Source organism: Nocardia sp. PLKS1-43, from assembly GCF_059510335.1.
On sequence record NZ_JCAJZQ010000005.1, the window covers coordinates 79147 to 94132 of the forward strand.

Sequence of the window (14986 nt, forward strand, 5' to 3'; positions counted from 1 at the left end):
CAAGGGCCCATCGAATCGGCGGAACCCGTTCCGGCGCTGGAACTTGCCGATCCGGCAAGCCGATGATCGCGGCGCGGAAGTCATCGAATCCTCACCCTGATGCGCCGTGTGCGGATTGCACTCCAGCGCAGGAACGGCGGTCACGCGCGAATGTCGTGGATGTGGTGGATCAGATCGTGCAGGAAGTAGGTGGCCATGGAGTCGACGGTGAAGTGGGAGCCGTTGCTGCGGCGGGCAGCTCGGGTGCGGTCCGATTCGGGGACCGAGGCGAAGGCCGTGGCGATGGTTTCGGCCGCTTCGGTCAGCTCGGCGGCGACGGTCGCGGGGGCCTGAGCGAGGTAGTCGTCGGCCTCGGCGGTGCGGTCCTGATTCCAGTTCGCGAAGACGGGCAATCCCTCGGCGACACCGACCTGGGCGTCGAACGCGGTGACCGCGGGCGGGGCGGCGGGGTTGCCGAGGGCGATGTCCAGGCGGTATCGGAACATCCGGCAGACGTCACGCACGTGGGCGGCGTATTCGATTGGGGCCCAGGTGTTTTCGTTGGGCCGCACGGTGATGCCGGGACGTTCGAGGGCAGCGGCGAAACGGGCGGCGGCGGCGCGCGTCAGCCCAGGTACCGCGTCGTAAGCGGTGCCCGGGCCGTCGAATCCGCATTCGGCGCAGGGCCTGTCCAGTACCCAGGTCCAGTCCTTGTCTTCGGCAGCGATCGGCATGCGCAGTAATTTATCCTGGCCGCAAATGATCGGCCATAAATAAACCGCCAAAGCTCGTCGAGATACGGCCGCATCCGGCCAGACGCGACTCACTCCACCAGCTGATTCGCCTTCTCGAACAGTTCCAGGGTGATCGCGTGCAGGAAATCGCCGACCTGCTTGGGCGCCTTGCCCGCGAAGGCGCGGGCGTGCGTGCCCTCGAGCACGATGCCGAGTTTGAAGCAGGCCAGCACCGTGTACCAGGTGATATCGCTCAGGTCGCGGGCGGAGAACTTCCCGTAGTGCGCGGTCATCTCCTCCGCTGTCGGCAGCCCGCCCAGTTGACCGAGCGTGCCGAACAACCCCGCACCGGCGGTACCGGGCTCGGGGCGGGTCGCGATCTGCCAGCCCAGATCCAGCAGCGGATCACCGATGGTGGACATCTCCCAGTCGACCAGCGCTGCCACCTGCGGGCCGTCGTAGCGGAACATGATGTTGGCCAGGTGGCAGTCGCCATGCAGAATTCCGGGCTTCCAGTGCGCGGGCCGGTTGCGCTCGAGCCAGTCGCCGACCCGGTCGACACCGCGAATCTCCGGGCCCGGATAACCCTCGTTGGCGCTGTAGGAGTCGAGTTCGCCGAGCCAGCGCGGCACCTGACGTTCCAGGAAGCCTTCCGGTTTGCCGTAGCCCTCGAGGCCCAGCTCCAGGTAGTCCAGCGCACCGAGCCGGGCGATCGCCTCCACCGCCGACAGGCCCATCCGCCTGCGGATCTCCGCGTCACCGGCGTGCAGTTCGGGCAGTTCGGTCTGCGGATTGAAACCGATGATCGGCTCCATCAGGTAGAACACCGCGCCCAGGACCGATTCGTCGGTGCACGCCGCGATCACCTCGGGCGCGCGCACCCCGGTACCGGTGAGCGCGCCCAACAGCCGCGCCTCCCGGCGGATCACGTCATTGCTCTTGGCGCGCAAGTGTTTCGGGCCGCGTCGCAGAACGTAGTCGCGACCCGCGCGAGTGAAGCGCAGCATGATGTTCTGGGTGCCGCCGCCGAGCGCGGTCACGTTCTCGAACGGACCGCCGGGCAGCCCCTGCTCTTCCATCCACTTTCCGACGACCGCGAAGTCGACGACAGCACGGTCCACATCGGCCGGTTGCACCACAGACATGTCCCACATTGTGCACCAGAGGCCGCGCAGAACTGAAGGCAGACGCCCTCAATACGCCGGCCGGGTCGCCGGACCGGGCGGACTACGGTGAAACCCATGCGCACGACCCACCCCGGGGTCCGACCGGGGCCCGCATCCGATGACACCACCCGATCGGCGACCGCCGATCCGGAGTCGCACCCCGAAGCCACGACCGCCTCTCCCGGCAAGACGATACCCACCGAGCATGGTGAGTCCCGGCGCGAATCGACGATCGAAGCCCCCGCACCTCCCCCGCCGGACTCCGCGCCCGGCCACAGCGCACGGACCGCGCACGAGTCCGATACACCCCCACGGACAGCAACCGAACGCCCGGTGACCAGCACTCTTGTTTCGAACCGAACGCCCGGCCACGGCACCCGGACTCCCCGCGAACCAGACGCACGCGTGCACCCGGCCACCCTCGGGGAACCGCCGATCACGCTGACCGTGCTGTGCGAGCGAATCGATCGGGCGGTGGATTCCGAGGCCGCGTTCCTGGCGCTGTACCGGGACTCGGAGACCGCCTTCTGGCTGGACAGCACACACGCCGAACCGGGACTGGACCGGTTCTCGTATCTGGGTGATGCGGGCGGCCCACTGGCCGAGACCGTGCGTTACCGGGTGGGTTCGGAGCGAGTCCACATCGACCGGAGGGCCGGCTCGACTACCGCGCCGGGTAGCGTATTCGACTACCTGGCAACCAGATTGCGGCGGATCGAGATCGAATTCCCGGATGTGCCCTTCGATTTCGTCGGCGGATACGTCGGCTATCTCGGCTACGAGATGAAGGCCGAGTGCGGCGCGGCCGCCCGGCATCGCGCGGACGCGCCCGACGCCCAGTGGATCTTCGCGGACCGGCTGATCGTGGTGGACCACGTCGCGGAACACACCTATCTCCTCGCCCTCGCTGACCCGGATCGCGTTGCGGCAGCCGCGCATTGGGTGTCCTCGACGCGAGCGACCGTTGCCGCGCTGCCGGACCGGTCCGCACCGCCCCGGCTCGACCTCGCGGCCGACGAGCGGGCCGTGGAATCCCGGCTCACCCGGGGCCGGCAACGCTATCTGGCCGATATCGCCGCGATCGACGCGCAACTGCGGGCGGGCGAGACGTACGAGGTCAATCTGACCGACAGCGCCTACCTCGACCAGGACTGCGACGGGTTGGCGGTGTATCGCGTACTGCGGCGGTCGAATCCGGCGCCGTACGCGGCGTTCCTGCGATTCGGCGACCTCCAGATCGCCTGCTCCTCGCCGGAGCGATTCCTCCGAGTGGATCGCGCCCGCAGGGTGGAGACCAAACCGATCAAGGGCACCGCGCCCCGCGGTGCGACACCCGAGCAGGACGAAACCCTGCGCCGCGCACTGGAATCCGATCCCAAGACCCGCGCGGAGAACCTGATGATCGTCGACCTGCTGCGCAACGATCTGGGCCGGGTCTGCGAACTGGGCAGCGTGCGCGTCGCGGCGCTCATGCGCACCGAGACCTACGCCACGATGCATCAGCTGGTGACCACCATCCGCGGTCGCCTGCGCCCGGACGTGGACGCGGTCACCTGCCTGCGCGCCTGCTTCCCGGGCGGCTCGATGACCGGCGCGCCCAAACTGCGGACCATGGACATCATCGACGACCTGGAAACCGAAGCGCGCGGCGTCTATTCGGGCACGATCGGCTTCCTGGGACTGGGCGGGACGGCCGATCTGAACATCGTCATCCGCACCGCGGTGCGGCACGGTGGGCGCTGGCGGATCGGCGCGGGCGGTGCGATCGTGCTGGATTCCGATCCGGAGCAGGAGTACCACGAGATGGTGCTCAAGGCGACCGCCGCACTGCGCGCGGTCAGCGCGGTCGCCCGCGACCCCGCCGGCGCGGATCGATCGGCTCCGACGGCGCGTTCTCACGTCCGGTGAGGCGTCCGATCATCGACACTCCCGGCAGCCGGGCCAGCCGGTTGAAGACCTCCTCACCCATCGACACCATCGCCTCGAGCCGCGGCAACAGCCGGTCGTAGGCGGCGAACGCCGGATCGGCCAGCGCGAGGGTCCGGTCGAGGCGATCGATGGTCCGGTTGAGCCGATCGATCGCCATCGAGAGGTTCTCGATCAGATCCGGCAACTGCGCGGCCAGTTGCACCGAGGCCGGCGGCAGCCGGACCGCGGTGTCGAACGCCTGCCCGGCGGTCACCTGCGCGGCGTCCAGGGCCTGTCCGGCAGCGCGCTGCGCCGCCTCCGCCGCGGCCTGGGCGGCGGCGATCAGATCACCCGCACCGGGCACGCGGGGCGTTCCGGGCTTGCGCGCGGACTCCTTCGGATCGCTCATGCCCCCATCGTGCCGCATCGGACGCCGCTCGCCCGCGCACGACAGACCCTGCGGTCTGTGTCGGTGTCGCCTGGCATAGTTCTGCGGACGATGACCTTCACCGAGAACGGCGCGACGCCGATACCGACTTCGCTGCTGAGCGTGGAACTTTCGTGGCGTTCGGCGCATGCGCTGGACGCGCACGCACTGCTGCTGGACGCCGACGGCCTGGTCCGCTCGCCGCGCGATGCGGTGTTCTTCAACGCGCCCCGGCATCCCTCCCAGGCGGTGACGCTCGACCAGCAGCCCGAACCGCGCACGGCGCGGCTCTCGGTGTCACTGCCCCGCACCGAAGAGACGGTGGCGCGCATCGTCGTGGGTGTTTCGTCGGCGGGCCCGCTGCACGAGCTGGCGGATCTGACGATCGCGGTTCGCGACGCCGCCGGACTGGTGGCTCGCCGCGACGTTCCGGCGCCGCGGTCGAGCGAGGTGACGGCGATCTCGCTCGCGGAGTTCGCGCGAGACGATGATTGCTGGTGCTTCCGCCATTTCGACCGCGAGCAAACCGAATTGACCCGGCTGTTCGAGGATTTCGGCTTTGCGGCAGCGGCGGCGGGCCGGGACCGAATCTCATTGCGCCGAAAAGGATCCGACGACGACCCCACCGAGACGCCAACGGCCGCACCGCCGCCGGACCCGCGCCCGGACTGGCATCCGCAGGGCGCCAGGTTGCGCTGGTGGGACGGCACGCGATGGTCCGATACGACCGTACCGCTCCCCCCGGCCGACGCCCGCATCTGCCCGCACTGCGGACGACGCCGCGGTTGGCGCGTACTGGGCGCGCCCGCCCCGTGCCGGTCCTGCGCCGGCGACATCGAGGAGTACCTGGACACCTGGCGGGCCCGCGCCTGGCGCGTCCTGACCGGGGACGGCCCGCGCGGCACGGCCTGGCAGGAACTGTGGACGGCGCTGCGCTACCGGCGCATTCCCGAGGACACCGGACGCGCGGCGCTGCGCGGTCCCGGTATGGCCTATATCGAGCGGCTGGCCGCCTTCGCCGACGAGGAGATCACCGCGGCGGAGGTCGAGGAGTTCGACACCGCGCTGCGCGAACTGGGCCTGTCCGGCCCACAGGTGGAGGAATTGCGGCGGCGGATGCACCGCGGCCGCACGCTGACGCGGCTGCGTGCCGGGGAGTTGCCCGTGGTGCGCACCCGGGGGCTGCACCTGGATCCCGAGGAACGCGTGCACCTGGACGTCGCCGCGACCCGCATCCGCCGGCTGTCCCGCGGCGAACGGGCCACCGAGGGCCGGTTGATCGGCACGAACAAGAAGCTGCGTTTCGTCGGTCCCGGAGCGGGTATCGAAATGCCTTGGTCCCGAATCGTTTCCGTATCCATCGTCGACGATCTGGTCGCGCTCGCGGCGACTTCGGCCCGTGGCGGCGCCGAATTCGAGGTCCAGGACCCGGATCTGGTGGCCGCGGTGCTGGAAGGCGCTCTGCGCGTGGCCAAACGGCTCACCCTCGCGCCGGGCCGCCGCGATACCCGCGCGATCCCGCCGGAGATCAAGGCGCAGGTGTGGCACCGCGACGGCGGCGCGTGCATCGAATGCGGCGCGACCCACTATCTGGAGTTCGACCACGTCATCCCGCTCAGCCGAGGCGGCGCGACCAGTCCGGGGAATCTGCAGGTGCTGTGCCGGTCGTGCAATCGCGCCAAGGGCGCGCGCATCTGATCAGGGCCCGGCGTGCGGGCCCGGTCCGGCGTCCGGCACCGGCGGGTGCAGGCCCAGCACTCCGGGTATGGCCGAGAGCACGTCGGCAGTTTGATCGGCCGCGGTGCCGTCGGTCTGCGCGGAGATGCTGAATCCGGGCCCGATGGACGCCGAACCCACCTGCTGCGGACCGCTGTCCGACCAGCCCCACTTGTTTCCGATCACGCCGGGCAGCCGGGCGGTGCCCCAGTTCTGCGCGGTGCCATCGGCGGCAACCGGACTCGCCATGGCCATCCACCTCAGCACGGGCGAGGTCGGATCGGTGGTCATCTTGCGGTCCAGGAACTTCGTGATATCGGCGGTGCTGGTGTATGACTCACCCCAGCTTGGGCCGGAATGTGTGGCGGGCAGGGCGTATTCGGCGGCCTCGGCATCGATGGCATTCGGATATTTCGCCGCGAGGGCGTTCGCCGCGGAGTCATCGGAGTAGCGGATCATTCGCTCAGCCAGCTGACGGTCCTGCGTGGACCGGTCGCCGTGGCGCAGTGCGTAATCCACCATGTAGAGCTTCACCAGTGACAGCCCGGGGCGCGACTCGGCGGCGTTGGCGGTCCCCCACTGCAGGTTCAGGAAGTCCAGGCGCAGCGATATCGAGGTGCGTCCCGGAACCGTCGGAATGTTCATACTGGTCGGAGTGGGTATCGGCGGCACGGGATCTGCCGCCGCGGGCCCCGCGAACAGGCACAGCCCGGCCGCGAACATTCCCGCCACTACCGTTGGACAGCGCATGGCCGGCCTCCTCGATTCACACTTCGGTTCCGGGCGGAAGCGTTCAGCCCCCGGGCGTTACGGATGCGAAACGTTAGCCAGCGTAGCGCGACCGAGTGCCCTTCGAGATCGGCAAGACGGGAACGCGCTCGGCGTCTCGGCCGAACGCGCTGAATATCACGGGTTTTCGCCGATTGTCGTCCTCCCCGGCTCGCCGGGCGTGTCGAAGCCGAGGCAGCCCGGCGTTCCCGCGTGTCGCGATTTCCGGAAGCGGGCAAACCGGTCTCTTCCGGACAGCGGCGGAGTTACTCTGGCAGATGCGTTGCGCCCGAGGCGTTCGCGCCGGACGCGACGTCAGGCGAGCCACTCTCCTCGAGGATCAACCATGAGCGTCAAAGACGACCGAACGGTGCAACCCACTCCCGCCATCGCCGATCCGGCACCACTGGGTCTGGGCGCGTTCGCACTCACCACATTCCTGTTATCGGCGGTCAACGCCGGGTGGGCGACCGCGTCCACCGGCGATGCCTGGGTCGGCTACGCCTTCGCCTACGGCGGGTTGTGCCAACTCCTGGCCGGTATGTGGGAATTCCGCAACCGCAACGTCTTCGGGGCGACGGCGTTCTCCACCTACGGCGGATTCTGGATCGGCCTGGGACTGTGGTCGCAACTGGTGGCCCCGCACGCCACGGGCGCGGGCGCCTCGCACGATCTGGGCTGGATCCTGTTGGCGTTCGCCATCTTCAACACGTACATGCTGATCATGTCCGCTCAGGTGAGCCGTGCGGTATTCGCCGTGTTCCTGACCCTGGAGATCACCGAGATCGTCTTGTTCGCAGGCAATTTCGCGGTCAGCGAGGCGACGGTGAAGGCCGGCGGCTACATCGGCGTGATCACCGCGCTGTGCGCCTGGTACGCCTCGGCGGCGGGGGTGGCCAACGGCATCGGCGGCAAACTCCGGCTCCCGGTAGGTGCGCCGCTGGTCGCGTGACTTTCTGCCGGTGGGCCCGAGGCCCAGCGTCACACGATCGGCGAGCCGAAACCAGGCCGGACCCGGTATGCACCGGGCCCGGCCTGCCGCGTATCGGGAACTCATCGCCTCCCGGAAATCACTGTCCCCCGGCAAGATCGGCGGAAAGGTCGGCCACCTCGACGCCCTCGGGAATCTGCACCTCCTCGACGAGTTCCGGGCGGTCGTCGAATTCCAGGCGCAGTGCGCGGCACATGGTCGCGTGCATGTCGTACAGCGCGGTGATGTAGGTCAGCTGCAGGATCTCCGGATCGCTGAGATTGGCCTTCAGCACCGCGAAAACCTCGTCCGGAACCCGCCCGCCGTCGTAGACGAGCCCGTCGGTGTAGGCGAGCACGGCGCGCTCGAGCGGGGAGAAGCAGTCTGCGACCTGCCAGTGCGGGATCGCCGCGATCTTCTCCTCGGCGACGCCCAGCGAACGCATCTGCTTGCAGTGCTGGGAGAACACGAACTGGCTGCCGCGGGCGTATCCAGCCCGGCTCTGCCCGAGTTCGCGCAGTTTCGGATCCAGCGTGGCGTTGCGGTAGACGGCGAAACCTCTTACCGCGTGCCGGAATACGTCCGGAGACTGCGCGAACACGGTCCACCAATCGCCGGGCGTGGCGTGGATGGTGCCGTGGTCGACGGCCGGATCCTTGTCGGGACCGAACAGCCGGTCGTAGTAGAACAGAATCCGCTCGTCGGTGACTTCGGCGCGCGGCACTTCGCGAAGACGCGGCATGGTTCGTAATCCTCTCGGGTGGTGGCGATTCGGCTGATGCGTCGGGGTCAGAGGCCGGCGGACACGTGCCGGTCGGCGGCGGTCTTCGGCTCGTGCGCCACATCCGCCTCGGTGAAAGTGCGTGTCCAGCAGGCGAATTCGAGCAGCACACCGTCCGGGTCCTGGAAGTAGAACGACCGCACGAAGGTGCCCTCGTGCACCTCGCGGGAAACGCCGCGGGGGCTGTCGTCGTGGTTCAGGATCCGGCTGACCTTGATGCCCTCGGCCGCGACGCGCTCGTAGTATTCGTCGAACAACTCCGGCGGCACCGCGAATGCGACGTGGTTCATCGAGCCCACTCCGCTGAGCAGCTCGCCCTCGTCGGGCAGGCCCTTCGGCGCGGCGAGCCCGGGGCTGGCATCGGGAGCGTCGGCGAGCCAGAAGAAGGCGAGACTGTTGCCTCCCCCGCAGTCGAAGAAGAAGTGCTGACCCAGATTCCCGGGCAGTTCGATAGTCTTGATCAACGGCATACCCAGTGTCCCCGAATAGAAATCGATGGTCCGCCGCATGTCGGAGCACACCAGCGCGAGGTGGTTGATCCCGCCTAGCTGGTACTTCGGATTGGAGGGGCTCATGGCATTCCTTCCTGCTGTGAGGGTTCGACGTCCGGAACCGATCCGCCGGTCGCGACCACGAACACGGACGGTTTCGACGCCCACAAAATGACTTGACAGTCATGTCATGTTGTTGGATAGTGTGGTCCGTGGCGAAGTCATCTGTCAATAGCCCCGCCGCCGCGGCCGATACCTTGACGCCGCGGGGCCGCAAGACGCGTGAGGCGTTGCTCGATGCCGCCCGGACCGTCTTCGAGTCCGTCGGCTTCCTGGATACCCGGGTCGAGCAGATCTCGCAGGAGGCGAACGTCTCCTACGGCACCTTCTACCGCTACTTCGATTCGAAGGAACACGTCTTCGGCGAGCTGAGCACCCGGTTGTTCGAGGATATGCACCGCCGCGAACCGACCGCGGCGGGGCTGTCCCCCGCCGCGAAACTGATCGCGGCGAACCGTTCCTACTACCGGGCGTATCGGCGCAACGCCCGGATGATGGCGATCGTCGAGCAGGTCGCCACGTTCAACGAGGAGTTCCGGCAGCTGCGGCACGAACACCGCCGCGGGCTCATCGATCGCACCGCCAAAGCCATCGCACGCTGGCAGGATGAGGGGCTGGTCCGCCCGAAGCTCGATCCGGAACTGGCGGCGCGCGTCATGGCCGCGATGGTGGAGCACACGATCTACCTGTGGCTGATCCAGGGCGAGGACGCCGACGAGGACGCCCTGCTGGACACACTCGACCGGATGTCCGTCGGCGCACTCGGACTCGATCCGGACGAGCAATAACACATCGGCGCCGAGCCAGGAGGCACCCATGACATCAGCTCTCGCTCCCACGGGCGACGCGAGCACCACCCCCGGCCCGCTGGACGGGTACCGCGTTCTGGAACTCGGCACGCTCATCGCCGGTCCCTACTGCGGTCGCCTGCTCGGCGATATGGGCGCCGACGTGATCAAGATCGAGGCGCCCGATCGCCCCGACCCGCTGCGCGACTGGGGTCAGGCCCAGGGCGGTCACCAGTACTTCTGGGCCGTGCACGCGCGCAACAAACGCTGCATGAGCCTGGATCTGCGCACCGAGGCGGGGCGGAAGATCTTCCTGGATCTCGCGGCTACCGCGGACGTCGTGGTGGAGAGTTTCCGACCCGGCACGCTCGAGCGCTGGGGCATCGGATACGACGAACTCGCCGCGCGCAATCCCCGGCTGGTGCTGGCGCGGGTGTCCGGATACGGGCAGACCGGGCCGTACGCGGCACGTCCGGGGTACGCCTCGGTCGCCGAGGGCATCAGCGGTCTGCGCCACCTGAACGGCTTCCCCGGCCAGGCGCCGCCGCGCATGGCCTTGTCCATCGGCGACAGCCTGGCCGGCCTGTTCGCCTTCCAGGGCGTGCTGGCCGCGCTGCTGGTGCGCGAGCGGACCGGACGCGGGCAGATCGTCGACGCCGCCCTCACCGAGGCGTCGCTGGCGATTCAGGAGTCCACGGTCCCCGACTACCACAAGACCGGCCACGTGCGGCAGCCCTCGGGAACCCGCCTGGACCGGGTGGCGCCGTCGAATCTGTATCGGTCCGAGGACGGCCTGTGGGTGATCATCGCGGCCAATCAGGACACCGTGTTCCGCCGCTTGACCGAGGCCATGGGACGTCCCGAACTCGCCGACGATCCCCGCTACCTCAACCACAGCGCGCGCGGTGAGCATCAGGACGAACTCGATGAGCTGATCGCCGCCTGGGCCGCGGGTTTCAGCGCCACCGACCTGATCGAGAAGCTGGCCGAACACGGTGTCGTCGCGGGGCCGGTCAATACCGTCGCCGAGGTCATGACCGATCCGCAATTCCTCGCCCGCGGCATCTTCGTCGACCACGTCGACCCCTCGGTGACCAGCGAGGACGCCGGATTCGATCCGGTTCCCGCCAAGGGGGTCGGGGTGGTGCCCCGGCTGAGTGAGACCCGCGGCGGAGTGCGGTGGGGCGGTGCGAGCCGCCCGGGAACGCATACCGACGAGGTGCTGTCCGAGGTGCTCGGCTACGACGACGAACACCTCTCCCGGCTACGCGAACAGGGGACGATCGCATGAACGCCGTCGACATCCGCGAGGTCGGTCCCCGCGACGGACTACAGATCGAGGAGCCGATCCCGACCGAGGCCAAACTCGAATTCATCGATGCGCTGGTGGCCACGGGAGTGCGCCGGATCGAGGTGACCTCGTTCGTCTCCCCGCGCGCGGTGCCCTCGCTGGCCGACGCGGAAGCCGTTGCCGCCCAGCTCGATCGGTGGCCGGGCGTGGAATTCTCCGCACTGGTCGCGAGCCTCAACGGCGCGCGCCGGGCCCTGGCCGCGGGGCTGACCCGGGTCGAATACGTGGTATCGGCCTCGGACGGGCACAGCCGGGCGAACGTCGGGCGTGACAGCGCCGCGTCGGTCGCACTGATCGAACCGATCGCCGAGCTGGTGCACGAGGCGGGCGGACAGCTCGAGGTGATCATCGCCATCGCGTTCGACTGCCCGTTCGACGGGCCGACCCCACCGGAGCGGGTGGCCGAGATCGCCCGCAGCGCAATGGCTTCGGGAGCCGACGCCTTGGCCGTCGCCGATACGATCGGGACCGCGTCACCGATCCGGATGGTCGACGTGCTCGGCAAGGTCCGGGCGGCGGCGCCGGCCACCGTTCCGGGCGTCCACCTGCACAACACCCGGGGCCAGGGCCTGGCCAACGCCTGGGCCGCCTACGGTGAGGGTGTGCGCCAATTCGATTCCGCCGCAGGCGGTCTGGGCGGCTGCCCATTCGCGCCGGGTGCCAGCGGCAATATCGCCACCGAGGAGCTGGCCTACATGTTCGAGGACGGCGGGATCGCCACCGGCATCGATATCGACCGGGCCCTGGACGCGGCCCGGTTGATCTCCGGTCTGCTGGGCAAACCCGTCGCCAGCAATCTGCTCGCCGCGGGCGGCCGGTCGGCGCCGGCCCGCTGATCCCGCGACGAGAAGCGAATTATCCACCCCGGGAAGAGGTCCCAACCGTGAATGAACTGGCCGATCGCTTCTTCGCCGCTGTCAGCAGCGGCGATGCGGCGGCGCTCACCGAGCTGTACGCGCCCGATGCCCGCATCTGGCACAACGAGAAGAACGCGGAGGAGACCGTCGGGGAGAACCTGCGGGTGCTTCGCTGGCTGGCGCGAACGGTGGAAAACCTTCGCTACGAGGATATCCGGCGTTATCCGCTGCCCGAGGGATTCGCCCAGCAGCACGTCGTGCGCGGTGACCTGCCCGGACACGGACCGCTGGAGATCGCGGCCGGAATGTTCGTGCAGGTGCGGGACGGAAAGATCACGCGCATCGACGAATACGTGGACTCCGCCGCGATCCAGCCGCTCTACGCGGTATCCGCCTCGACCCGGGAGCAGTGATGACGACCATGGACCGGCCCGAGGGCCGTATCGCCGAATTGACCTCGCGGATGCGGGAATTCATCGACGGCGAGGTCATTCCGCAGGAGCCGGTGCTGGTCCGGGACGACGCGACCGCGACCGCTGAACTCGACCGGCTGCGCGCCCGGGCCAAGGAACTGGGTCTGTGGGCGCTGGGACATCCGGCCGATATCGGCGGCGGCGGAGTGCCCTTCCTGGATTTCGTCTATCTCAACGAGATCATCGGCCGCTCGGAATTCGGCCAGCTGGCGGTCGGTTCGGTCTCCATGCAGGACACCCTGATGCTGCACCGGCACGGCACCGAGGAGCAGCGCCGCCGCTGGATTCCGCCCATGGTGGCCGGTGATGTGCTGCCCTCGGTCGGGCTGACCGAGCCCGAGGTCGCCGGATCGGATCCGACCCTCATCGCCACCCGCGCCGAACTCGACGGCGACACCTGGGTCATCAACGGGCACAAGTGGTTCACCACCGGCGCGGCGCAGGCGGCCTACTGCACGGTGTTCGCCAATACCGAATCCGATTCCGTGCCAAGGCATTCCCGGATCAGCGCGATCATCGTGCCGACCGACACCCCGGGCTTCGAGATCGTCCGGTCCATCCCGACCATGGGGCACGACCCCAGCGACCACTACGAGGTCCGGCTCACCGACGTCCGGGTCCCGGCCGATGCCCTGCTGGGCCAGCGCGGCAAGGGTTTCGCGGTGGCGCAGGATCGGCTCGGCCCCGGCCGCATCTTCCACTGCATGCGCTGGCTCGGGCAGGCCCAGCGCGCCTACGAGCTGATGTGCGAACGCGCCAACACCCGCTACGCGCACGGTTCCCTGCTCGCGGAGAAGGGTGAGATCCACCGGTACATCGCCGAATCCGCCGCCGAGATCCATGCCGCCCGGCTGATGACGCTCGACGCGGCCCGCGCGATGGACGCCGGACAGGACTACCGCATCCGGGTCGGGCTGATCAAGTTCTGGGGTGCGCGCATGTTGCACAATGTGATCGACCGCGCCATCCAGGTGCACGGCGCGCTCGGCCTCACGGCCGACACTCCGCTCGAGCGCATGTATCGGCAGGCGCGTTACGCGCGCGTCTACGACGGCCCGGACGAGGTGCACCGCATGTCCACCGCGCGCCGGCTGCTGCGTTCCCCCGAGGCCGCGCCGTGGCTGTGACGCCGGATTCCCCGCTTCCGGAAGCGATCACGCTGGCCGAGGGCGTCGGCGAGGTGCTGCGCGCGGCCACCGGACGCGCCATCGGGGAGGTGTCGCTGCGTCAATTCACCGGCGGCGCGAGTAAACAGGTCTATGCCGTCGCCGCCCGCGACGACGCGGGCGAGGCCGTGCACGCGGTCCTGCGCCGCGATCCTCCCGGGCACGGCGACGCCGCCCGGATGCGCGCCGAGGCGGCCTGCCTGCGAGCGGCCGCTTCGGCCGGGGTGCCGGTCCCCGCGGTACTCGCCGCCGATGCCACCGCTCCCGGAATAGACGCACCGTATCTGCTGATGGAGATGGTCGAGGGCGAATCGATTCCGCGTAAGCTGCACCGTGATCCGGAGTTCGCACCGGTGCGCGATCGGCTCGCCGCGGACCTGGGCCGGGTATTGGGCCTGATCCACCGCACCCCGCTGGACACCCTCGATCTGCTCGACGACCAGGACCCACTGGACACCATCGAGCAGATCTACCGAGGCCTGGACGATCCACGGCCGGCGGTGGAGATGGGACTGCGCTGGCTGCGCGAACATCGCCCGCCGCCGCGCCGGAAAACGCTGGTGCACGGCGATTTCCGGATCGGCAACTTCCTCATCACCGCGGACGGTGTGCGCGCGGTGCTGGACTGGGAGCTCGCGCATCGCGGCGATCCGGTCGAGGACCTGGGCTGGCTGTGCGTGCGCGCCTGGCGTTTCGGCGCACCGGCCCCGGTCGGCGGGCTCGGCACCCGCGAGCAGCTCCTGGACGGCTACGCCCAGGCCACCGGAATCCGGCCCGCGCCCGAGGAATTGCACTGGTGGGAGACGTTCGGCACGCTGAAGTGGCTGGTGCTCAGCCGATTCCAGGCACAGCGTCACCTGGGCGGCGAGGAGCACTCGGTGGAGCTGGCCGCGATCGGACGGCGCGTCTGCGAATCGGAGCACGATCTGCTGGCCGTACTGGATCTGCTCGACGAATCGGTCAGCGTGCCAACGCCGTCCGAGCCGGCGACCACGATCCACGATCGTCCCCACCTCACCGAGATCCTCGACCTGGTCGCGGGGACGCTGACCGAGGAGATCGCCCCCGCGCTGACCGCCGAGCAACAACGCCTGCGATTCCTGATGCGCATCTGCGTCAACCTGCTCGGCACCGCCGCCCGTGAACTCCGGGCCGGGCCCGCGGCCACGGCGGAGGTCGCGGAGCTGCTCGGCGAACTGGGCTGCGATTCGGAGGCCGAACTGGCCGCACGTTTGCGCGCCGGGTCACTGTCCTACTCCGACAAGGAAGTTCGCCGCGTGGTCTCGCTCGCCGTGCTGTCCCGCCTGCGGGTCGCCAATCCGCGCTACCTGGGATAGCGCCCCCGAGGATC

The 14986-nt window shown here is 69.0% G+C and carries 15 protein-coding genes; 9 read left to right on the top strand and 6 right to left on the bottom strand.

Features of this window, described 5'->3' with window-relative positions:
* Positions 1-140: 140 nt before the first annotated feature.
* Positions 141-713, bottom strand: a complete 573-nt coding sequence (locus AC5WS7_RS19760; protein WP_495956016.1) for a DinB family protein — start codon at positions 711-713, stop codon at positions 141-143.
* 89 nt (positions 714-802) lie between these two features.
* Entirely contained in the window at positions 803-1858 is a 1056-nt protein-coding gene (locus AC5WS7_RS19765; protein ID WP_495956017.1) for a phosphotransferase family protein, read from the bottom strand.
* Between the two features lie 354 nt (positions 1859-2212).
* Between AC5WS7_RS19765 and pabB the strand changes: the two genes are divergently transcribed.
* Entirely contained in the window at positions 2213-3787 is a 1575-nt protein-coding gene (pabB, locus tag AC5WS7_RS19770) for an aminodeoxychorismate synthase component I (protein WP_495956018.1), read from the top strand.
* Here the strand turns inward: pabB and AC5WS7_RS19775 are convergent.
* Positions 3717-4196: a hypothetical protein gene (locus tag AC5WS7_RS19775; RefSeq protein ID WP_495956019.1), complete on the bottom strand. Its 480-nt coding sequence runs from the start codon at positions 4194-4196 to the stop codon at positions 3717-3719. The two genes, pabB and AC5WS7_RS19775, sit on opposite strands and share 71 nt — an antisense overlap.
* A gap of 90 nt (positions 4197-4286) precedes the next feature.
* On the opposite strand from AC5WS7_RS19775, the gene AC5WS7_RS19780 reads away from it, so the two are divergent.
* Entirely contained in the window at positions 4287-5912 is a 1626-nt protein-coding gene (locus AC5WS7_RS19780; protein ID WP_495956020.1) for an HNH endonuclease, read from the top strand.
* Here AC5WS7_RS19780 and AC5WS7_RS19785 read toward each other — a convergent pair whose 3' ends face one another.
* On the bottom strand, positions 5913-6680 hold the full coding sequence (locus tag AC5WS7_RS19785) for a serine hydrolase (RefSeq protein ID WP_495956021.1): 768 nt from the start codon (positions 6678-6680) through the stop codon (positions 5913-5915).
* 364 nt (positions 6681-7044) lie between these two features.
* Between AC5WS7_RS19785 and AC5WS7_RS19790 the strand changes: the two genes are divergently transcribed.
* Entirely contained in the window at positions 7045-7650 is a 606-nt protein-coding gene (locus AC5WS7_RS19790) for an acetate uptake transporter (protein WP_495956022.1), read from the top strand.
* Between the two features lie 118 nt (positions 7651-7768).
* On the opposite strand, the gene AC5WS7_RS19795 is transcribed toward AC5WS7_RS19790, so the two are convergent.
* Positions 7769-8410 (bottom strand): carboxymuconolactone decarboxylase family protein, encoded by a 642-nt coding sequence (locus tag AC5WS7_RS19795; RefSeq protein WP_495956023.1) that lies wholly within the window; start codon positions 8408-8410, stop codon positions 7769-7771.
* 47 nt (positions 8411-8457) lie between these two features.
* Positions 8458-9024 (bottom strand): VOC family protein, encoded by a 567-nt coding sequence (locus AC5WS7_RS19800; RefSeq protein WP_495956024.1) that lies wholly within the window; start codon positions 9022-9024, stop codon positions 8458-8460.
* Positions 9025-9152: 128 nt separating this feature from the next.
* Between AC5WS7_RS19800 and AC5WS7_RS19805 the strand changes: the two genes are divergently transcribed.
* From AC5WS7_RS19805 to AC5WS7_RS19830, 6 genes are read left to right on the top strand one after another with little or no spacing between them, the layout of a single operon-like run.
* Complete coding sequence (locus AC5WS7_RS19805; protein WP_495956025.1) at positions 9153-9788, top strand: TetR/AcrR family transcriptional regulator; 636 nt, start codon at positions 9153-9155, stop codon at positions 9786-9788.
* 28 nt (positions 9789-9816) lie between these two features.
* On the top strand, positions 9817-11079 hold the full coding sequence (locus AC5WS7_RS19810; protein WP_495956026.1) for a CaiB/BaiF CoA transferase family protein: 1263 nt from the start codon (positions 9817-9819) through the stop codon (positions 11077-11079).
* The gene (locus AC5WS7_RS19815; protein ID WP_495956027.1) at positions 11076-11975 is read left to right on the top strand and encodes a hydroxymethylglutaryl-CoA lyase; all 900 of its coding nucleotides are present in this window, start codon (positions 11076-11078) and stop codon (positions 11973-11975) included. Before AC5WS7_RS19810 ends, AC5WS7_RS19815 begins: the two co-directional genes overlap by 4 nt.
* 47 nt (positions 11976-12022) lie before the next feature.
* A complete protein-coding gene (locus tag AC5WS7_RS19820; RefSeq protein WP_495956028.1) occupies positions 12023-12409 on the top strand; it encodes a nuclear transport factor 2 family protein in 387 nt (128 codons plus the stop codon).
* A complete protein-coding gene (locus AC5WS7_RS19825; RefSeq protein WP_495956029.1) occupies positions 12409-13596 on the top strand; it encodes an acyl-CoA dehydrogenase family protein in 1188 nt (395 codons plus the stop codon). Before AC5WS7_RS19820 ends, AC5WS7_RS19825 begins: the two co-directional genes overlap by 1 nt.
* The gene (locus AC5WS7_RS19830; protein WP_495956030.1) at positions 13587-14972 is read left to right on the top strand and encodes a phosphotransferase family protein; all 1386 of its coding nucleotides are present in this window, start codon (positions 13587-13589) and stop codon (positions 14970-14972) included. The genes AC5WS7_RS19825 and AC5WS7_RS19830 overlap by 10 nt, the downstream gene beginning before the upstream one ends.
* The last annotated feature ends 14 nt before the right edge of the window (positions 14973-14986 follow it).